The sequence below is a fragment of the uncultured Algibacter sp. genome (assembly GCF_947487575.1).
In the GTDB taxonomy this organism is placed as follows: Bacteria; Bacteroidota; Bacteroidia; order Flavobacteriales; family Flavobacteriaceae; genus Algibacter_B.
The window spans coordinates 76,936-95,147 of record NZ_CANKXG010000011.1; the positions used below are offsets into that span (position 1 = coordinate 76,936).

Genomic DNA, 18,212 nt, shown 5'->3' on the forward strand with positions numbered 1-18,212 from the left:
GAAAACAAAAATAGTATCACCAAAAATTTGCAGATTAACTTTTCTATACGGTATTCGTAATCCCTTGCGCAGGTGTGTTTACTTGGGTTAGTGCTTTTGTGGACTTAGAGTGGTTTATTAGAGGAGTTCGTTTAACGTGTTTGTGTATGGCTCGTTGCGGAAAATCGGCTATGATTTTCCGCCGTAACTGAAATATAGTAAATTGCAATGAATTCCGATAAGGAATTCAGCCGCAATGAGCTATACACGTTGTTGGCAGTAGTATTTTATTCAGTTTCTAATTTATAATCGATAAATGAAATAAAATTCCGTATTCCCTCTGTCGGGAATTGAATAGATTCAATAGTTTTAGTATATCGATTTGTTCTTATTGTTAAATTATATTGTGCTCCATCATGTCCTCCAAATCGATACTTGTCATTGTATTCATCAAATTCTAGAATTTCTAAATATTGTTCTATTTGGTCAAAGGTTGAATCAGATAGAGTTTTGGTTTCTAATTCGCTTTTAACTATATCTCCTTTTCTGTAAGTTATTTTTTTGTCCTTTTTTATATTAAATTCAAGAATACCTGAATAAAGATAGAAAGGTGTAACTTTTAGATGTATCTCTTCTATTTTCAAGTCATTCCTTTTAATTGAATCTAATTTTATTAAGGTCAGATAATCATTTTCTTTGTCTAAATTCTTAAATATTAGCCTTGTATTTTTCTTGTTTTCTAGAACATATTTTTGGATGTCATCATTTCCGTTGTCAAATTCCAATTCAATTCCATTGTTATAGTTCAATTTTCCAATTGGGTCGAAAATCAAATTTTCTCTATAAAGTAGATTTCGTGAAATGATTGAATCCTTGAATGTGAACTCATTGCATAATGAATCAATCCAGACATTATTTTTCAACTCGTTCAGAGTATTTAATTCATTTTGCCTTTCAGTGCAATTTGAGAATACAACATAGATAATTAGAATGAAAAATTTCTTCATGGGTTGGATTTTCGAATATTACTGCCAACGGCGGATATGTGCCGTTGTAATGGCTTATATCCGCCGTTAAACGAAGGTAGTTGAAAATTTTTACAAAATCAAGTGCGTTATTCGCAATTTTCGATAACTAGCTACTTGCAATTACTAAGAAAACAAAAATAGTATCCCAAAAAATTTGCAGATTAACTTTTCTATACGATATTTGCAGTTATAAAGTTCAAACACTTATTGAAATGTTATCAAGAAAGGTGGAGGGATTAGACCCCGTGAAGCCTTAGCAACCCTTTAAACTTATTAAAGAAGGTGCTAAATTCTACTTAAACACCGATTCATTTATCGGCGTTTGGATAGATAACCCCAAAGAAATTACTTTTTGTAATTTTAATAATTCTTTATAACATTTTTCTATTAAGTCAAAAAAGTACTCTGAAATGCTTTTGCATTGAAGTTTCGATTGAATTTGTCATTCTCGCGAACGCGGGAATCTTTAAGTTTAACTAAATAAGATATAGAAAAATGAGCGATCAAAAATTAGCAACAAACGCATTACACGCAGGTCATGATGTAACAGCAAACGGAGGAGCAAGAGCAGTTCCTATTTACCAAACTACATCGTATGTATTTAACAATTCAGACCACGCAGCAAACCTTTTCTCTTTACAAGAATTAGGGTTTATTTACACACGTTTAAACAACCCAACCAACCAAATTTTACAAGAGCGTTTAGCAGCTGTAGAAGGTGGTATTGGTGCCGTAGTTTTTGCTTCAGGAACAGCAGCTATTGCCACAGGGTTATTAACATTATTAAAGGCAGGTGACCATGTTGTGGCATCAAGTAGTTTATACGGTGGTACGTATAATTTATTAAGTGTTACGCTTCCAAGATTGGGTATTACAACAACATTTGTGGATGCTTCAAACCCTGATAATTTCAAAGATGCTGTGCAAGATAATACTAGAGCATTTTTTGTGGAGTCTTTAGGGAATCCAAAACTTGATGTTTTAGATTTAGAAGCTATTGCTGCACATTCTAAAGCGGCAGAAGTGCCTTTTATTGTTGATAATACGGTGGCAACACCAGCATTATTAAATCCAATTAAACACGGGGCAAACATTGTTATACACTCATTAACTAAATATATTGGCGGACAAGGCACATCTTTAGGCGGCGCCATTATTGACGCTGGTACTTTCAATTGGGCAAACGGGAAATTCCCAGAATTTACTGAGCCATCTGCGGGATACCACGGTTTAAAATACCATGAAGTTTTAGGTGCAGCGTCGTACACATTCAAATTAATTTTAGAAGGTTTAAGAGATTTTGGTGGCGCTATGAGTCCAACAAATGCATTCAACATCATTCAAGGTTTAGAAACATTACCAGTTAGAATTAAGCAACATAGTGAAAATGCTTTAGAATTAGCAAAATGGTTAGAAGCACAAGACGAAGTAGCTTGGGTAAACTATCCAGGGTTAGAGAGCAGTAAATACAATGCTTTGGCTAAGAAATATTTACCAAACGGACAAAGTGGTATTGTAACCTTTGGCCATAAAGGTGGATTCGATGCTGCAAAAACCATTGCAGATGAAACTCAAATATTCTCTTTATTAGCCAATATTGGAGATACTAAATCATTGATTATTCACCCGTCAAGTACTACACACCAACAATTGGATGAAGCAGAACAAGCTTCGGCAGGTGTGTCTACAGATTTGATAAGATTGTCTGTTGGTATTGAAGATATTGAAGATTTAAAAGCCGATTTAAAACAAGCATTTGCTAAGATATAAAAAGCAGCCCCACCTAACCTCCCCGAAGGGGAGGAACCTGACTCATGTGGAATGTTACGTTTGAGTAAGCGTAGTTGAAGTATTGGGAAGGCAAGGGTGAGATTTTAAACATAACAGTAAGCATTCCCCTCCTTGGAGGGGCTAGGTGTGGGTAAAAAAGCAAAAGTTAAACGACTTTTGGAAATAAAAAAGACCTTAGCAGATACACCCGCGTTAGGGATTGCAGTGGAAAGCCCACAGCCCGACGAAGAAGGTGCGAGGACTTGGAACGGAAAGCGCGACCCCTTGTGGGTAACGCCCAAAAAAATAAAAATAAAAGTTGATGGATTTTTAATATTCCGTCAATTATAACATAAGAGTAAAAATCCCCCTCTTTGGAGGGGTTAGGGGAGGCTGTTTATGAAACACGAATTGCAACATATTACCATTGCCAATTACATTACTGAAAGTGGTGCGCGTAACCCTGAAATTAAATTAAGCTACCAAGTTTTTGGTAAGGCTTTGGGAAGTGCGCCCATTGTTTTGGTTAATCATGCATTGACAGGAAATAGTGAGGTGGCTGGTGCCAACGGATGGTGGAAAGATTTAATTGGTGATGATAAGGTTATTGATACCAAATTGTATTCGGTGTTGGCGTTTAATATTCCAGGGAACGGTTTTGATGGTTTTGTGATTGATAATTATAAAGATTTTGTGGCACGCGATGTGGCAAAGTTATTTTTACAAGGCTTAAAAGCGCTAGGTACTGGCAAATTATTCGCCACAATTGGCGGCTCTTTAGGCGGTGGTATTGCTTGGGAAATGGCGGTGTTACAACCTGATTTTACAGAGCATTTGGTAGTTGTGGCTACCGATTGGAAATCTACCGATTGGTTGATTGCCAACTGCCAAATACAAGAACAGTTTTTATTAAACTCTAAGCACCCTGTACACGATGCACGTATGCATGCTATGTTGTGTTACCGCACGCCAGAGTCGTTTAAAGAACGTTTTAAGCGTTCTAAAAATGATGATTTAGAGATTTTTAATGTCGAAAGTTGGTTGTTGCATCATGGTAAAAAGTTGCAGGAACGGTTTCAGTTATCAGCTTATAAATTGATGAATCAGTTATTAAAGTCTATTGATGTGACTAAAGGTCGTTCTAGTAACTTTAATGTGCTTGAAAATATAGAAGCCAAAATCCATATTGTAGGAGTAGATTCTGATTTGTTTTTTACTGCTGAAGAAAACCGTGAAACGCATAAACAGTTGGCATTAACACATCCTAATGTAACGTATAACGAAATACATTCGGTGCACGGGCACGATGCATTTTTAATGGAGTATGACCAATTAGAAAAAATTGTAGAAGGCATTTTTGTGCCACATTCTAAAAGAAAACCAATGAAGGTATTAAAATTTGGAGGTAAATCTTTAGCCAACGGAAAAGGCTTAGAAACAGTACTTTCAATTATAAAAAATAAAGTGGAAGCTGGCGATAGAATTTCTGTTGTGGTTTCTGCAAGAGGTTCAGCAACAGATGATTTAGATGCTATTTTGAATAAAGCGCTAAAAGGAGCGTCGTATCAAGAGGATTTAGAAGCGTTTAAAGCATATCAAATTGAGCCTTTAAAAACCATAGATTTTTCTGAAGAATTTTCAGTTTTAGATAAGTTGTTTGAAGGAGTTAGCCTGTTACGAGATTACAGTAAAAAAACCAAGGATAATATATTGGCGCAAGGCGAATTGTTATCTATAAAACTGATTGCAAATTTATTGAATGCGCATGGAGTAAAAGCTCAAGCAACTGATGCGCGAGAACTTATAAAAACGGATGAATCTTTTGGCAATGCACAACCATTATCAAAAATTTCAAAAGAAAATACACAGGCCTATTTTAATGCCAATAAAGGTGTGGTTAATGTAGTGGCTGGTTTTATAGCGTCTAATTTAAAGAATGAAACAACCACTTTAGGACGTAACGGTAGTAATTATACTGCTGCTTTAATCGCAAATTTTTTAGATGCTGAAGAATTACAAAACTATACGCATGTTAGTGGAATTTATACCGCAGACCCTGGGTTGGTTCCTGATGCAAAACAAATTAGAGAATTATCTTTTAGTGAAGCTAATGAACTAGCCAATTTTGGAACGTCTGTGTTACATGCTAAAACCATTATTCCTTTAGTTGAAAAAAATATCAACTTACGTATTTTAAATACGTTTAATGCTGATGACGAGGGGACGCTAATTACTGCAAGACCAAGCACTAAAGAAGTGACGTCGTTATCTATTTTAGATAATGTGGCCTTGTTGAATTTAGAAGGGCGTGGCTTATTAGGAAAAATTGGTGTAGATGCACGAATTTTTGGAGCGTTAAGCAAATACGGTATTAGCGTGAGCATTGTGTCTCAGGGTTCTTCAGAAAGAGGCATCGGATTGATTATTGATGCAGACCAAGCTACCCAAGCAGTTATTGCTTTAGAGCGAGAGTTTGAAAGCGATTTCTATTCGCAAGATGTCAATAAAATTGATGTTATTGATGATGTTGCGGTTATTTCGATTATTGGAATTGAGTTAAGTTCGTTTCATAAACCGTTTAATGCTTTAATTAAAAACCAGATTACACCCTTATTGTTTAATAATACGGTTACGGGCAAGAATGTGAGTTTGGTGGTGAAGAAATCGCAATTACACAAAGCAGTAAACGTAGTTCATGGTGAGGTTTTCGGGATTTCTAAAAAGATAAATATTGCCATTTTTGGTCATGGTGGCGTTGGTGGCGCATTGATTAATCAGATATTAAAATCGAAAGACGATATTGAAAAGCGTAAAGGCATCAATTTGAATGTGTTTGCCATTGCGAATTCCAGAAAATTGGTATTGGATAAAAATGGCGCGAATGCCAATTGGGAAACGGCTATTGCTTCGAGTACGTACAAGAGTTCGATTGAAGATGTTATTACTTATGCAAAAAATCATCATTTAGAGAATTTGATAGCGGTAGATAATACGGCGAGTTCGGAGTTTTATACCAATTATATTCCGTTAGTTGAAGCGGGATTCGATTTGGTGTCATCAAACAAAATAGCGAATACCATTTCGCATGCCTTTTATACCGAATTACGAGTACAATTAGAGAAAAACAACAAACAGTATTTATACGAAACTACAGTTGGTGCGGGTTTACCGTTAATTGATACGATTAAATTATTACACGAATCTGGAGAAAATATCACACGAATTAGAGGCGTGTTTTCAGGAACATTGAGTTATTTATTTAATAATTTTTCTGTGGAAGACAAGCCGTTTAGTGCCATTATTCAAGAAACGGTTGATAAAGGGTTTACAGAACCCGACCCGCGTGAAGATTTCTCTGGAAACGATGTGGCTAGAAAACTATTGATTTTAGCAAGAGAATTAGATTTACAAAATGAGTTTGAAGATGTGGAAGTCTTGAATTTGATTCCTGAAGCCTATAGAGATATTTCGGTGGAGGAATTTTTGAGTCAGTTAGAGGTTTTAGATGCGCAATATCAGAAGTTGAAAGACGAGCAAAAGGAAGGACATGTGCTAAGATATGTTGGTGATTTATCGGGAGATTTATCTCAAGACAAAGGGAATTTGGAAGTGAAGTTAGTGTCTATTCCAGAGGATAGTACGTTGGGGCATGTAAAAGGTAGTGATGCTATTTTTGAAATATTTACCGAGAGTTATGGTGAGCAACCTATTGTGATTCAAGGGGCAGGAGCTGGAGCTGAGGTTACTGCGCGTGGTGTGTTTGGAGATATTTTGAGGTTGAGTAAGCATATTAATTAGTTCGAAGTAAATTGAACAACATCAAATGAAAAAAATTACTTTTTTATCAATATTGATTCTTGTTTTTTCTTGTAAGAAAGAGGAACAACCATATTTTATGTATGGTTTATTAAGCGAAGAGTTTATTCAATCTAGTGAAATAGTTGAAATTCAAGTTTCTGAGAATCTTTACAATAACGAGTTAATTAAAAATAAATCAGCAAGAGTCTATGACAGTTTGACAAAAGAATATCTTAATTATTTGGAAAAAATCTGTACAGACTTAGTTGATAATAAAAAAATAATAGACCCAACTGATTATGAAGGTGAAGTTTCTAAAAAAGAATATTCAAATGACTTCTTTTTTACTAAAGAAACCTACAGTAAAAAAGGAATAGAGTTTATATCTAAGACGGAAAAATATAGAATAGAAATTCTAAAACTGGTTAAAGATAAAAATCTAAAAAAGAGAATTAACGGAGTTTGTGCTACAATGGATTTTCGAACTAGAAATAGAAAAAAAATTCGATATCTAGATTATTTTTACAAAGATACCCCTTTAGTAAGTGTGTTAGCACACATAAGGCACAAACAAAATTCTATCATTAAAATAGAAAATGAATTTTTGAAAAATATATTGATAAATGAGCAAAACTCGATATCAGTAAAAGTAAACCCGAAAGTTTAGGTTTAAAACCAAACCCTAGCAAACAAGTGCATTAGGGATTGCAGAGGAAAGCCCACAGCCCGACGAAGGAGGTGCGAGGACTTGGAACGAAAAGCCCGACCCGATAGGGAAATGCCCAAATAATAAAATAAAAAAAAGAATTAAAGTGAGCCATAAAAAATTTGAAACCGACGCGATAAGAACGCAGAGTGAACGCACTCAGTTTTCGGAACATTCTGTACCCCTGTACTTAACGTCGGGGTTTGTATTTGACGATGCGGAGGAAATGAGAGCTTCTTTCGCGGAGGAAAAACAGCGCGATTTGTACAGCCGTTACAGCAACCCAAACGTAAACGAGTTTGTGGATAAAGTATGCAAAATGGAGGGCGCGGAAGCAGGATTTGCCTTTGCGAGTGGTATGGCTGCGGTGTTTTCTACATTTGCAACTTTGCTGGATGCGGGCGATCATGTGGTGTCTTGCAGCTCGGTATTTGGTGCAACGCATGGATTGTTTACCAAATACTTCCCAAAGTGGAATATTGAATGTTCATATTTTAGTATTAATGATGTTGAAGCGATTGAGGATTTAATACAGCCCAATACCAAGTTTATTTATGCAGAGACGCCAACAAATCCTGGGGTTGATGTTTTAGATATGGAAGCGTTGAGTGCTATTTGTAAAAAGCACGATTTGCTATTGGTGATTGATAATTGTTTTGCGACACCGTATTTACAAAATCCTATAAAATTTGGTGCAGATTTGGTGATACATTCGGCTACGAAATTAATGGATGGCCAAGGGCGTGTTTTAGGCGGTGTTACGGTTGGTAAAGCGGACTTGATTCGCGAGATTTATTTGTTTTCTAGATTAACAGGGCCAGCTATGAGTCCGTTTAACGCATGGGTACTATCTAAATCTTTAGAAACATTAGCTATTCGTGTGGATAAGCATTGTGAGAATGCATTGAAACTGGCAGAGTTTTTAGAAGCGCACCCAAAAGTGAAGTGGGTGAAATATCCGTTTTTAAAATCGCATCCTAAATATGAGATTGCAAAAAAGCAAATGCGCTTAGGTGGTAATATAGTAGCCTTTGAAGTGGAAGGTGGTTTAGATGGCGGTAGAGCGTTTTTAAATAGTATAAAGATGTGTTCTCTGTCTGCAAACTTAGGAGATACACGAACTATTGTAACGCATCCTGCAAGTACCACACATGCTAAGGTGGAAGAGGATGTGAAAATAGCAGCTGGTATTACAGATGGCATGGTGCGCTGTTCTCTTGGTTTGGAACATATTGATGATATTATTGCTGATTTGGAGCAAGCTTTAGGTTAATTTTTAGAATCCGTAAGTGTATTTAATTTCATAATTAGGCTTGCCATTAGTAAATCGTTTTGTATAGGTAATTGGAAAGTCGTATTCGTTGTAAGTATATTCACAATTACATTCTTCAGGTTTATTAATCTTTTCTATTTCTACTGGTTGTAAGTTGTTTCCAGAGCCAAACTGGCGATATCCTAATAAGTATTTAGGATATACTAAATCGTATGGGTTGTTTTTGTCATCGAAAAAGGTACCAGGACCAATATATGATAAAAAGTCACCATTCTCATCTAATAAATAATCACCTTTTTTCCATGAAGCACTATCAGTAGTTAAGATAGGGTTAAAAATTATTTTCCTATCGTTACTCCAATCTAGGCTAAAAGCCCTGATTACATATGAAGGTCTAATTCTTTTATGAACGTAAGTCTTTAATTTACCATCATCAAAGTAGGTGAATTCAATAATGGCGGGGATTCTAGCTTTGTTGTTCACTTGCGTGCTAAATCGATCTATATGACTTATTCTGTTCTGGTCATAGTGAAAATCATATTTGTTTGTATGTACCCGAGTATTATTTACTGTTGGGCCTATAGTGCCGTCATCAAAATCATATTCTTCGTGTTTGCTGTACTCAAAATATTCTTTAATTGTGTTATCTCCATTATATTCGAAAGTAATCGTTTTTGCGCGTTTTATTATAATATCGCTAGTTGTTGGTGCATTACTACTAAGATGTCCCGGAAAATAATAGCTCGTTTCTTCTATTTTTAAAATTTTATAGCCTGGGACAATAGGTGCTCTAGAATCTCTTGCGGTTTTTTCTTCTTCAATTTCTGTTGCTTCAGGTTTAGAACAAGAGGATAGCAGTATTAAAGAAAAAAATATAATGTTAAAGTATTTCATGAGATTTTAGTTTAGGGGAATATGTTTTTTAAACATCAAATATAGGTATTTAATAAAAACTGCTTGGATTACGATGTTAAATTAGATGTTTAAAGTGTTCGAAAATGACAGGTGAAAGAAAATAATGATATTGTAACCTACTTGTGTTATTAATAGGATTATATTCTGTTTTAGGAGTAGGTATTTCATAAATATATTTTTAATGCAGTATTGCGCTTTGATTTAGGTATTAATTTAACAGGAAATGGAGGTAATGGATTTGTATTTGGGATTGGGCAGTATTTTTAAATGTTTCTGTAGTTTTAGTGTGCAAAAACTAAATTATCTATATTAGCATAATGCTATCTAAAAAAACCAAATACGGACTAAAAGCCTTGACCTTCATCGCAAGAAGTGAAAGCGATATGCCTGTTCAGGTTAGTGTTATAGCAAAAAGTGAGCAAATTCCGCAGAAGTTTTTAGAAGGTATTCTTTTAACTTTAAGGAAGTCTGGGATTTTGGGCTCCAAAAAAGGAAAACATGGTGGCTACTATCTAAGAAGTTTGCCTTCTGAAATAAAAATGACTGATGTCATGCGAGTTCTTGAAGGTCCTATCGCCATGGTTCCCTGTGTAAGTTTAAATTATTACGAAAAGTGTGACGATTGCCCTGACGAACATAAATGTAGTGTGCATAAACTCATGATTGAGGTGAGAGATAACACACTAAAAGTCTTTAGAAATACAACATTAGCAGATCTTTCTGGTGTCTAATGATTAAAAATTCACAGTTTACACGAAAACCCTGTAAGTTTTCTTCAATTTATCGTCAAAATACTTCATTATTCAAAAAAATAAGTTTGATAGTTTGTAGAGTGGAAAAAAGTATTACTTTTGTAATCCCTACTAAATTGATAGGATTAATATAAAATAACAACAAATGATAGCGCAAATGTTATTAAAGAGTAAACAAAAGTCTACTTACAAGGAAGATAGTGTTGGAGAAAAACCAATACGGAGTGTTGCTAAGGCTTTAAGTTGGAGAGTAGTAGGTACTTTAGATACTCTGGTAGTTTCTTATGTGTTAACTGGCGAAATTTCAGTTGCAGCATCCATTGCATCAGTAGATTTTTTAACAAAATTAGTATTGTACTTTTTCCATGAGCGTATTTGGAATGCTATAAAATGGGGAAGATAAATAGATAAGGTTATGTTTACAGACAATCAAATAGAAGCATTAAACAAAGACTTTGAAAAAGCTACACCTTCTGAAATTATTCAGAAGGCTTTTGAACTTAATAATAATGCTGTAGTTACAACTAACTTTAGACCTTATGAAGCTGCAATTCTTCATGCGGTAAGTAAAGTAGAATCAAACATTCCTGTAGTTTGGTGTGATACGGGTTACAATACACCCCAAACATACAAGCACGCAGAACAAGTGATTAAAGATTTGAGTTTAAATGTACATTTGTATGTTCCAAAACAAACGTCTTCTCACAGAGATGTGGTTATGGGAATTCCTAGTATTGATGCGCCAGAACACGCTTTGTTTACTGAGCAAGTAAAGTTAGAGCCTTTTAAAAGAGCTATGGAAGAGCATAAACCAAACGTGTGGTTCACAAATTTACGTCAAGGACAAACAGCTTTTAGAAACAGTATCGGTATCTTTAGCTTAAGTAAAGATGGCGTTTTAAAAGTGAGTCCGTTTTACTATTGGTCTGATGAAAAATTAGATACGTATTTAGAAGACAATAATTTGCCAAACGAATTCAAATATTTCGATCCAACAAAAGCATTAGAAAATAGAGAGTGTGGCTTACACGCTTAAATTTCCTGCAAGGTTTTAAAAACCTTGTAGGTGTAAAATAATAAAAATGAAGAAAGATACATCACATATCAATTCGCTCGAAAATGAAGCGATTTACATCATGAGAGAAGTAGCTGCACAGTTTGAAAAACCTGTATTGTTATTCTCAGGAGGGAAAGATTCAATTACTTTGGTAAGATTAGCGGTTAAAGCATTCTATCCTGCAAAAATTCCTTTTCCATTAATGCATATTGATACAGGGCACAACTTCCCTGAAACTATCGAATTTAGAGACCGTTTGTGTAAAGAATTAGGTTTAGAATTAATTGTTAGAAATGTTCAAGATTCAATTGATGAAGGTAAAGTAAAAGAAGAATCTGGACGTTACGCAAGTAGAAATATGTTGCAAACAACCACGCTTCTTGATGCTTTAGAAGAATTTAAATTTGATGCAGCTATTGGTGGTGCGCGTCGTGATGAAGAAAAAGCAAGAGCAAAAGAGCGTATTTTTTCTGTACGTGATGATTTTGGGCAATGGGATGAGAAAAACCAACGTCCAGAATTATTTGATATGTTGAATGGTGAAATTGATCATGGTCAAAATGTACGTGTATTTCCAATTTCAAACTGGACAGAGCTAGACGTTTGGTCTTATATAGAAAAAGAAAATATTGAAATTCCATCAATATATTTTGCTCATAAACGTAACGTGTTTTTACGAGACGGTATGATTTGGTCTGCTGAAGATGATGTAGTTTACAGAGATGAAAATGAAGAGGTTGTTGAAAAAATGGTGCGTTTTAGAACCGTTGGAGATATGAGTTGTACAGCAGCCGTATTGTCTGATGCGGTTTCTATTTCTAAAGTGGTAGAAGAAATTAGAGACTCTACAATTTCAGAACGTGGTGCTCGTATTGACGATAAGCGTTCAGAAGCAGCGATGGAAAAACGTAAACAACAAGGATATTTCTAGAAATGGTTAATAGTTTTTGGTTATTAGTTAATGGTAGCCAATCAAAACTTAAAATCTCAAAAAAATATTAAAAAATAAGTTACTGAAGTTTTATTGGGGTTTAGGATAATCGAATAACTAATAACCAGTAACTAGTAACCAATAACAACAAAAATGGAAGTATTAAAAATAGCAACAGCAGGAAGTGTAGATGACGGAAAAAGTACGTTGATAGGACGTATTCTTTACGATACGAAATCCTTAACTACAGATAAGTTAGAAGCCATTGAAAAAACAAGTAAACAACGTGGTTATGATTACTTAGATTTTTCATTAGCTACGGATGGTTTAGTTGCCGAAAGAGAGCAAGGTATCACAATTGATGTCGCACATATTTACTTTTCAACTAAAAAGAAAAGCTACATTATTGCAGATACTCCTGGTCATGTTGAATATACACGTAACATGGTAACGGGAGCTTCAACATCACAAGCGTCTATCATCTTAATTGATGCTAGAAAAGGTGTTATTGAGCAAACTAATCGTCATTTTTTCATCAATAATTTATTGAGAATTAAAGATGTAGTTGTTGCGATTAACAAAATGGATTTAGTTGATTATTCAGAAGATGTTTATAATAAAATTAAAGCTGATTTTTCTGAATTGATGAGCAAAAGAGACTATCAAGACCAGAAAATCACTTTCATTCCTGTAAGTGCTTTAAAAGGTGATAATGTTGTAAACAAAACTGAGGCTATGCCTTGGTATAAAGGCGAAGCGTTGTTAGAGCATTTAGAGACTTTAGATAAAGCTGATATTTTTAACGTAGGAACACCACGTTTTCCAGTGCAATATGTAATTCGTCCAAAAACGGAAGATTTCCATGATTATAGAGGGTATGCTGGAAAAGTATACGGAGGCGATTTAAGTGTTGGAGATGATATTATTGTATTACCTTCAAAAACTAGGTCTAAAATCAAAGATATTTATTTTTATGATGAAAAGTATGAAACGGCATCAAGACGTTCTTCAGTGACTATCACATTAGAAAATGATATCAATGTAAGTCGTGGTGATATGATTGTTAAAGAAAACGATTTACCAACTATAGATAAACAATTTACTGCCAATGTATGTTGGATGGATACAGATCAATTAACTCCAGGAGGAAAATATATTGTTCAGCATGGTGTCAATAAAGTATTAGCGAAAGTTGATAGAATCAATCATAAAATTAATCCAGATTATTCCGGTTTTGAAAAGGATGTAACAGGTTTATCAATAAATGATATTGCTTCGGTAACATTTAAATTAAACAAACCAATTTTTTACGACCAATTTAAAAACCATAGAACAAATGGTTCTTTTATTTTAATTGACCCGCAATCAAATAGTACGGTTGGAGCTGGTTTTATTCAGTAGAAATATAAATTAAAAAATGCTTTTCAAAAAAAAGGAAAAGTCAGGTATAGCATGAAAAGTTTCGAAACAGAAATAGAAAATCCGATAGTCCAAAAGGATATTATAGAATTAGCTAATAAAATTGAGCTTTTTCATAACGGTAAAATTGACGAGGAAAAATTTAGAAGTCTACGTTTAGCTCGTGGTGTATACGGTCAGCGTCAAGAAGGCGTTCAAATGATTCGTATTAAGGTGCCTTACGGAAAGCTAAAAAGTAATCAGTTACGCAGAATTGCAGCGGTTTCTGATGAATATTCAAGAGGACGATTACACATTACAACACGTCAAGATATTCAAATTCATTATGTGGATTTGAATAGAACTCCTGAACTTTGGGCTGAACTTGAAAAAGATGAAGTTACCGTTCGTGAAGCTTGTGGAAATGTTGTAAGAAACGTAACAGCTTCTGAAACTGCAGGTATTGATATTGATGAGCCATTCGATGTATCGCCTTATGCAGATGCTTTATATAAATTCTTTTTGCGTAATGCTATTTGTCAGGAAATGGGGCGTAAATTCAAAGTATCTTTTTCTTCAACAGATGAAGATACGGGTTTGTCGTACTTACATGATATAGGATACATTGCCAAAGTAAAAGACGGTGTTCGTGGTTTCAAAGTCATGGTGGGCGGAGGCTTAGGTTCTCAACCACGTCATGCTGATGTATTGTTTGATTTTGTAGAGACAGATAAAATTATTCCAATCATGGAAGGTGTTTTAAGAGTTTTTGACCGTTTTGGAGAGCGCAAAAGTCGTGCTAAAGCAAGAATGAAATTCTTATTAAAAGATATCGGATTAGAAGCGTTTAGAGATTTAATAGCTGAAGAGCAAAAAGCGATTGAATTTAAAAGTGTTGCCATTGATGCTGATGCTTATGTGGCATCAACACCAGTTGAGATTACTGAAATTCCAACGGTTGAAATTAAAGACCAACAAGCTTTTGAAACTTGGAAATCTACTAACTTAATACCTCAAAAACAAGAGGGTTATTTAGGTATCGGGATTAAGGTTTTATTAGGGGATTTTTATACAGATAAAGCACGCTTATTAGCTGATTTAGTTGATAAATATGGAGCTGGAGAAGTACGTTTAACATTGCGTCAAAATATAGTAATCCCTTTTGTTAAGGAAGATTTAGTGCCATTTTTCTATCAAGAGTTAGAGAAATTAGGATTTGTTGAAGCGGGTTATAATAAAGCGGTTGATATTACAGCATGCCCAGGAACTGACACTTGTAACTTAGGTATTGCGAGTAGTACCGGTATTGCAGAAGAATTAGAGCGTGTTATAAAAGCAGAATACCCGCAATATTTAAAAAACGAAGATTTAGTTATTAAAATTAGTGGTTGTATGAATGCATGTGGACAACACAATATGGCAAATATTGGTTTCCAAGGTATGACCGTGCGTACGCCAGATAAATTAGTAGCGCCAGCATTACAAGTATTGCTTGGTGGTGGTAACCAAGGTGACGGTAACGCAACATTTGCAGATAAAGTAGTAAAAGTACCAAGTAAAAGAGGGCCAGAAGCATTACGTAGAATATTAAATGATTATGAAGCACATGCCAACGGTAAACAGTTTGTGGAGTACTACCAAGAAAAAGGCGAAAAGTATTTCTACGATTTCTTAAACGATTTACAAGATGCTACTAATTTAACTCAAGCTGATTTTATCGATTGGGGAGAAGAAGAGAAGTATGTAAAAGAGATTGGAATTGGAGAATGTGCAGGTGTAGTTATCGATTTAATAGCAACCTTATTCTTTGAAAGTGAAGAGAAAATTGAAAATGCTAATGAATCTTTTGGTAACGGTGTGTACTCTGGAGCTATTTATTTAGCATACCAATCTTTAGTGAATTCTGCAAAAGCGTTATTATTAGCTGAAAACAAAAAGACAAATACGCATGCAGGGATTATTTCTCAGTTTGATGAATTATTTGTCGCAAGCGGAAGAATCGATTTAGGTACTTCTTTTTCAGAATTGATATATCAAATTAATAAATTTGCACCCACTAAAGATTTTGCATCAAAATATATTGAAAATGCAAATCAGTTTTTAGCTAAAGTTAGAGCATTTAGAGAAGCTCAAACTGAACTAGAAAAGAAAGCGGTTTAAGAAAAAGAAATGAACATTAATACCCCAAAATTAACTGTTGTAGGTGCTGGTCCTGGAGACGAGGAATTAATCACTTTAAAAGCGATTAAAGCTATTGAGTCGGCGGATGTCATATTATATGATGCGCTTATCAACGAATCGTTGCTTAAATATGCATCGGAAGATACCGAACGTATTTTTGTGGGGAAACGTAGAGGTTGTTATGTGTTTCAGCAGGAGCAAATCAATGAGTTAATTGTTACTAAAGCCAAAGAGAAAGGGCATGTGGTACGATTAAAAGGTGGCGACCCATTTATTTTTGGTCGCGGTGCAGAAGAGATTGATTATGTAAGAGGTTTTGGTTTAGAAACTTATGTGGTTCCGGGTATTTCATCAGCTTTGGCTGTTCCTGCTTATCAAGGAATTCCATTAACAAAACGAGGGGCTTCAGAAAGTTTCTGGGTAGTTACAGCTACTACAAAAGACCATGCGTTGTCGGCAGATGTTGAATTAGCAGCAAAATCGACAGCAACCATTGTTATTTTAATGGGCATGCATAAGTTGAGTGATATTGTTAAGGTTTTTTATGCTGAAAATAAACGTAACACGCCTGTTGCTATCATCCAAAATGGAACTCGAGGCAATGAAAATGTTGGGTTTGGAACCATACGAAATATTCAACAAGTTGTAAAGGAGAAACAATTAGCAGCTCCAGCAATTATAGTTATTGGAGATGTTGTTAAAGAACGAGCAGTTTTAGACTCAATTTCAAGAGAATTTGTTCAGAAATAAATTATGGAAAGAAATAATTTATATCCTATTTTTTTGAAAGCAAAAAGTCTCAATGTGTTGATTGTTGGAGGAGGAAATGTTGCTGAAGAAAAATTAACATTTTTATTAAAATCGAGTCCAGATGCATATGTTACTATGGTGTCGCCTATGTTTAGAGCAGGTACTATAGAACTGGCAAAAAAAGGTTGTGTAACATTGGTTGAAGATGTTTACAAAAAAAAGTATTTAATTGGCAAGCATATGGTTGTTGCAACGACAGACATACCTGAAGTTAATGTTCAGGTTTGGAAAGATTGCAGAGCAGAAGCCAAATTAGTTAACGTTGCCGATAACCCACCATATTGCGATTTTTATATGGGTGGTATCGTAACAAAAGGCAATGTAAAAGTGGCTATTAGTACCAACGGAAAATCGCCAACAACAGCTAAACGTTTGCGTCAGTTTTTTGAGGATGTGATTCCTGAAAATGTTGATGATTTAGTGAAGAATTTAAACGAGTACAGAAAAACAATAAAAGGTGATTTTGAAGAAAAGGTGGAAACCCTAAACGAATTCACAAAAGGATTAATAGAAAAAAAAGAATCATAAAATGATTAAGACTGATATACTTATCATAGGTGCCGGGCCAACAGGATTATTTACTGTTTTTGAAGCAGGATTATTAAAATTGAAATGTCATTTAATTGATGCATTACCTCAACCAGGTGGGCAATGTTCAGAACTGTATCCTAAAAAACCTATTTATGATATCCCTGGATTTCCTGAAATTTTAGCAGGCGATTTAACAGATAATTTATTAGAGCAAGGAAAACAGTTTGAACCTGGATTTACGTTAGGTGAACGCGCTGAGACTATTGAAAAACAAGAGGATGGCTCGTTTATAGTAACTACAAATAAAGGTACACAGCACCAAGCACCTGTTATAGCGATTGCTAGTGGTTTAGGAAGTTTTGAACCTAGAAAACCACAACTTGAGAATCTTGTTAAATATGAAGATAAAGGGGTTGAATACATGATTAAAGAACCTGAATTTTACCGCGATAAAAATGTTGTGATTGCTGGTGGTGGTGATTCGGCATTAGATTGGAGTATATTTTTAGCTGACGTAGCAAAAAGTGTAACATTAATACACAGACGTAACGAGTTTAGAGGGCACTTAGATTCTGTTGAAAAAGTTCAGGAATTGAAAAATGAAGGTAAAATCACCTTAATTACACCTGCTGAGGTTACTGATATTCTAGGTGACGGCAAAGTTGAAGCTATTGAAATTACCAAAAAGGACGAGGAGCCTATTAGATTAGAAACTGATCATTTTATTCCGTTATTTGGGTTATCTCCTAAATTAGGACCTATTGCAAACTGGGGTTTAGAGATAGAGAAAAATGCCATTAAAGTTAATAATGCCTTAGATTATCAAACTAATATCCCTGGGATATTTGCTATTGGAGATGGTAATTTTTATCCTGGAAAATTAAAATTAATACTTTGTGGTTTTCATGAAGCCACTATAATGTGTCAAGCGGCATATAAAATTATTAATCCAGGTAAAAAATTTGTGTTGAAGTACACTACAGTTTCTGGTGTAAATGGTTTTGACGGTACACGTAAAGAAGCACCAAAAGCGGTTGTTCAAGCTATAAATTAAAATTTAACTTTTTATTATAAAAACTATCC

The 18,212-nt window shown here is 34.8% G+C and carries 16 protein-coding genes and 1 riboswitch; of the genes, 14 read left to right on the forward strand and 2 right to left on the reverse strand.

The window, feature by feature from the left end:
• Positions 1-266 precede the first annotated feature (266 nt).
• Complete coding sequence (locus Q0870_RS13010) at positions 267-788, reverse strand: hypothetical protein (RefSeq protein WP_298556002.1); 522 nt, start codon at positions 786-788, stop codon at positions 267-269.
• 431 nt (positions 789-1,219) lie between these two features.
• Positions 1,220-1,344, forward strand: a riboswitch (SAM riboswitch).
• A 158-nt stretch (positions 1,345-1,502) separates the two neighbouring features.
• On the opposite strand from Q0870_RS13010, the gene Q0870_RS13015 reads away from it, so the two are divergent.
• From Q0870_RS13015 to Q0870_RS13035, 5 genes are all read left to right on the forward strand, one after another.
• On the forward strand, positions 1,503-2,777 hold the full coding sequence (locus Q0870_RS13015) for an O-acetylhomoserine aminocarboxypropyltransferase/cysteine synthase family protein (RefSeq protein ID WP_298341932.1): 1,275 nt from the start codon (positions 1,503-1,505) through the stop codon (positions 2,775-2,777).
• Between the two features lie 177 nt (positions 2,778-2,954).
• Positions 2,955-3,128 carry a hypothetical protein gene (locus Q0870_RS13020; protein WP_298556003.1) on the forward strand — a complete coding sequence of 58 codons (174 nt, stop codon included), beginning with the start codon at positions 2,955-2,957 and terminating at the stop codon, positions 3,126-3,128.
• A 48-nt stretch (positions 3,129-3,176) separates the two neighbouring features.
• Positions 3,177-6,575 (forward strand): bifunctional aspartate kinase/homoserine dehydrogenase I, encoded by a 3,399-nt coding sequence (gene thrA / locus Q0870_RS13025; protein ID WP_298556004.1) that lies wholly within the window; start codon positions 3,177-3,179, stop codon positions 6,573-6,575.
• Positions 6,576-6,600: 25 nt separating this feature from the next.
• Positions 6,601-7,242, forward strand: a complete 642-nt coding sequence (locus tag Q0870_RS13030; RefSeq protein WP_298556006.1) for a hypothetical protein — start codon at positions 6,601-6,603, stop codon at positions 7,240-7,242.
• 139 nt (positions 7,243-7,381) lie between these two features.
• Complete coding sequence (locus tag Q0870_RS13035) at positions 7,382-8,554, forward strand: aminotransferase class I/II-fold pyridoxal phosphate-dependent enzyme (RefSeq protein ID WP_298556092.1); 1,173 nt, start codon at positions 7,382-7,384, stop codon at positions 8,552-8,554.
• Between the two features lie 3 nt (positions 8,555-8,557).
• On the opposite strand, the gene Q0870_RS13040 is transcribed toward Q0870_RS13035, so the two are convergent.
• Positions 8,558-9,448 carry a hypothetical protein gene (locus Q0870_RS13040; protein ID WP_298556008.1) on the reverse strand — a complete coding sequence of 297 codons (891 nt, stop codon included), beginning with the start codon at positions 9,446-9,448 and terminating at the stop codon, positions 8,558-8,560.
• A 338-nt stretch (positions 9,449-9,786) separates the two neighbouring features.
• Here Q0870_RS13040 and Q0870_RS13045 point away from each other — a divergent pair, with 338 nt between their 5' ends.
• The 9 genes from Q0870_RS13045 (at position 9,787) to Q0870_RS13085 (ending at position 18,183) form a co-directional block, all read left to right on the forward strand.
• Positions 9,787-10,200: an Rrf2 family transcriptional regulator gene (locus Q0870_RS13045; RefSeq protein ID WP_298556010.1), complete on the forward strand. Its 414-nt coding sequence runs from the start codon at positions 9,787-9,789 to the stop codon at positions 10,198-10,200.
• Positions 10,201-10,366: 166 nt separating this feature from the next.
• A complete protein-coding gene (locus Q0870_RS13050; protein WP_298556012.1) occupies positions 10,367-10,624 on the forward strand; it encodes a DUF2061 domain-containing protein in 258 nt (85 codons plus the stop codon).
• Between the two features lie 12 nt (positions 10,625-10,636).
• On the forward strand, positions 10,637-11,257 hold the full coding sequence (locus Q0870_RS13055) for a phosphoadenosine phosphosulfate reductase family protein (RefSeq protein WP_298556014.1): 621 nt from the start codon (positions 10,637-10,639) through the stop codon (positions 11,255-11,257).
• Between the two features lie 46 nt (positions 11,258-11,303).
• The gene (gene cysD / locus Q0870_RS13060) at positions 11,304-12,209 is read left to right on the forward strand and encodes a sulfate adenylyltransferase subunit CysD (RefSeq protein WP_298556016.1); all 906 of its coding nucleotides are present in this window, start codon (positions 11,304-11,306) and stop codon (positions 12,207-12,209) included.
• A 153-nt stretch (positions 12,210-12,362) separates the two neighbouring features.
• Positions 12,363-13,610 carry a GTP-binding protein gene (locus Q0870_RS13065; protein WP_298556018.1) on the forward strand — a complete coding sequence of 416 codons (1,248 nt, stop codon included), beginning with the start codon at positions 12,363-12,365 and terminating at the stop codon, positions 13,608-13,610.
• Positions 13,611-13,661: 51 nt separating this feature from the next.
• A complete protein-coding gene (locus Q0870_RS13070; protein ID WP_298556020.1) occupies positions 13,662-15,767 on the forward strand; it encodes a HEPN domain-containing protein in 2,106 nt (701 codons plus the stop codon).
• A gap of 9 nt (positions 15,768-15,776) precedes the next feature.
• Positions 15,777-16,538: a uroporphyrinogen-III C-methyltransferase gene (gene cobA, locus Q0870_RS13075; RefSeq protein ID WP_298556022.1), complete on the forward strand. Its 762-nt coding sequence runs from the start codon at positions 15,777-15,779 to the stop codon at positions 16,536-16,538.
• Between the two features lie 3 nt (positions 16,539-16,541).
• Positions 16,542-17,126, forward strand: coding sequence for a bifunctional precorrin-2 dehydrogenase/sirohydrochlorin ferrochelatase (locus tag Q0870_RS13080; protein WP_298556024.1), 585 nt, complete (start codon positions 16,542-16,544; stop codon positions 17,124-17,126).
• A gap of 1 nt (position 17,127) precedes the next feature.
• Positions 17,128-18,183 carry an NAD(P)/FAD-dependent oxidoreductase gene (locus tag Q0870_RS13085; RefSeq protein ID WP_298556026.1) on the forward strand — a complete coding sequence of 352 codons (1,056 nt, stop codon included), beginning with the start codon at positions 17,128-17,130 and terminating at the stop codon, positions 18,181-18,183.
• The last annotated feature ends 29 nt before the right edge of the window (positions 18,184-18,212 follow it).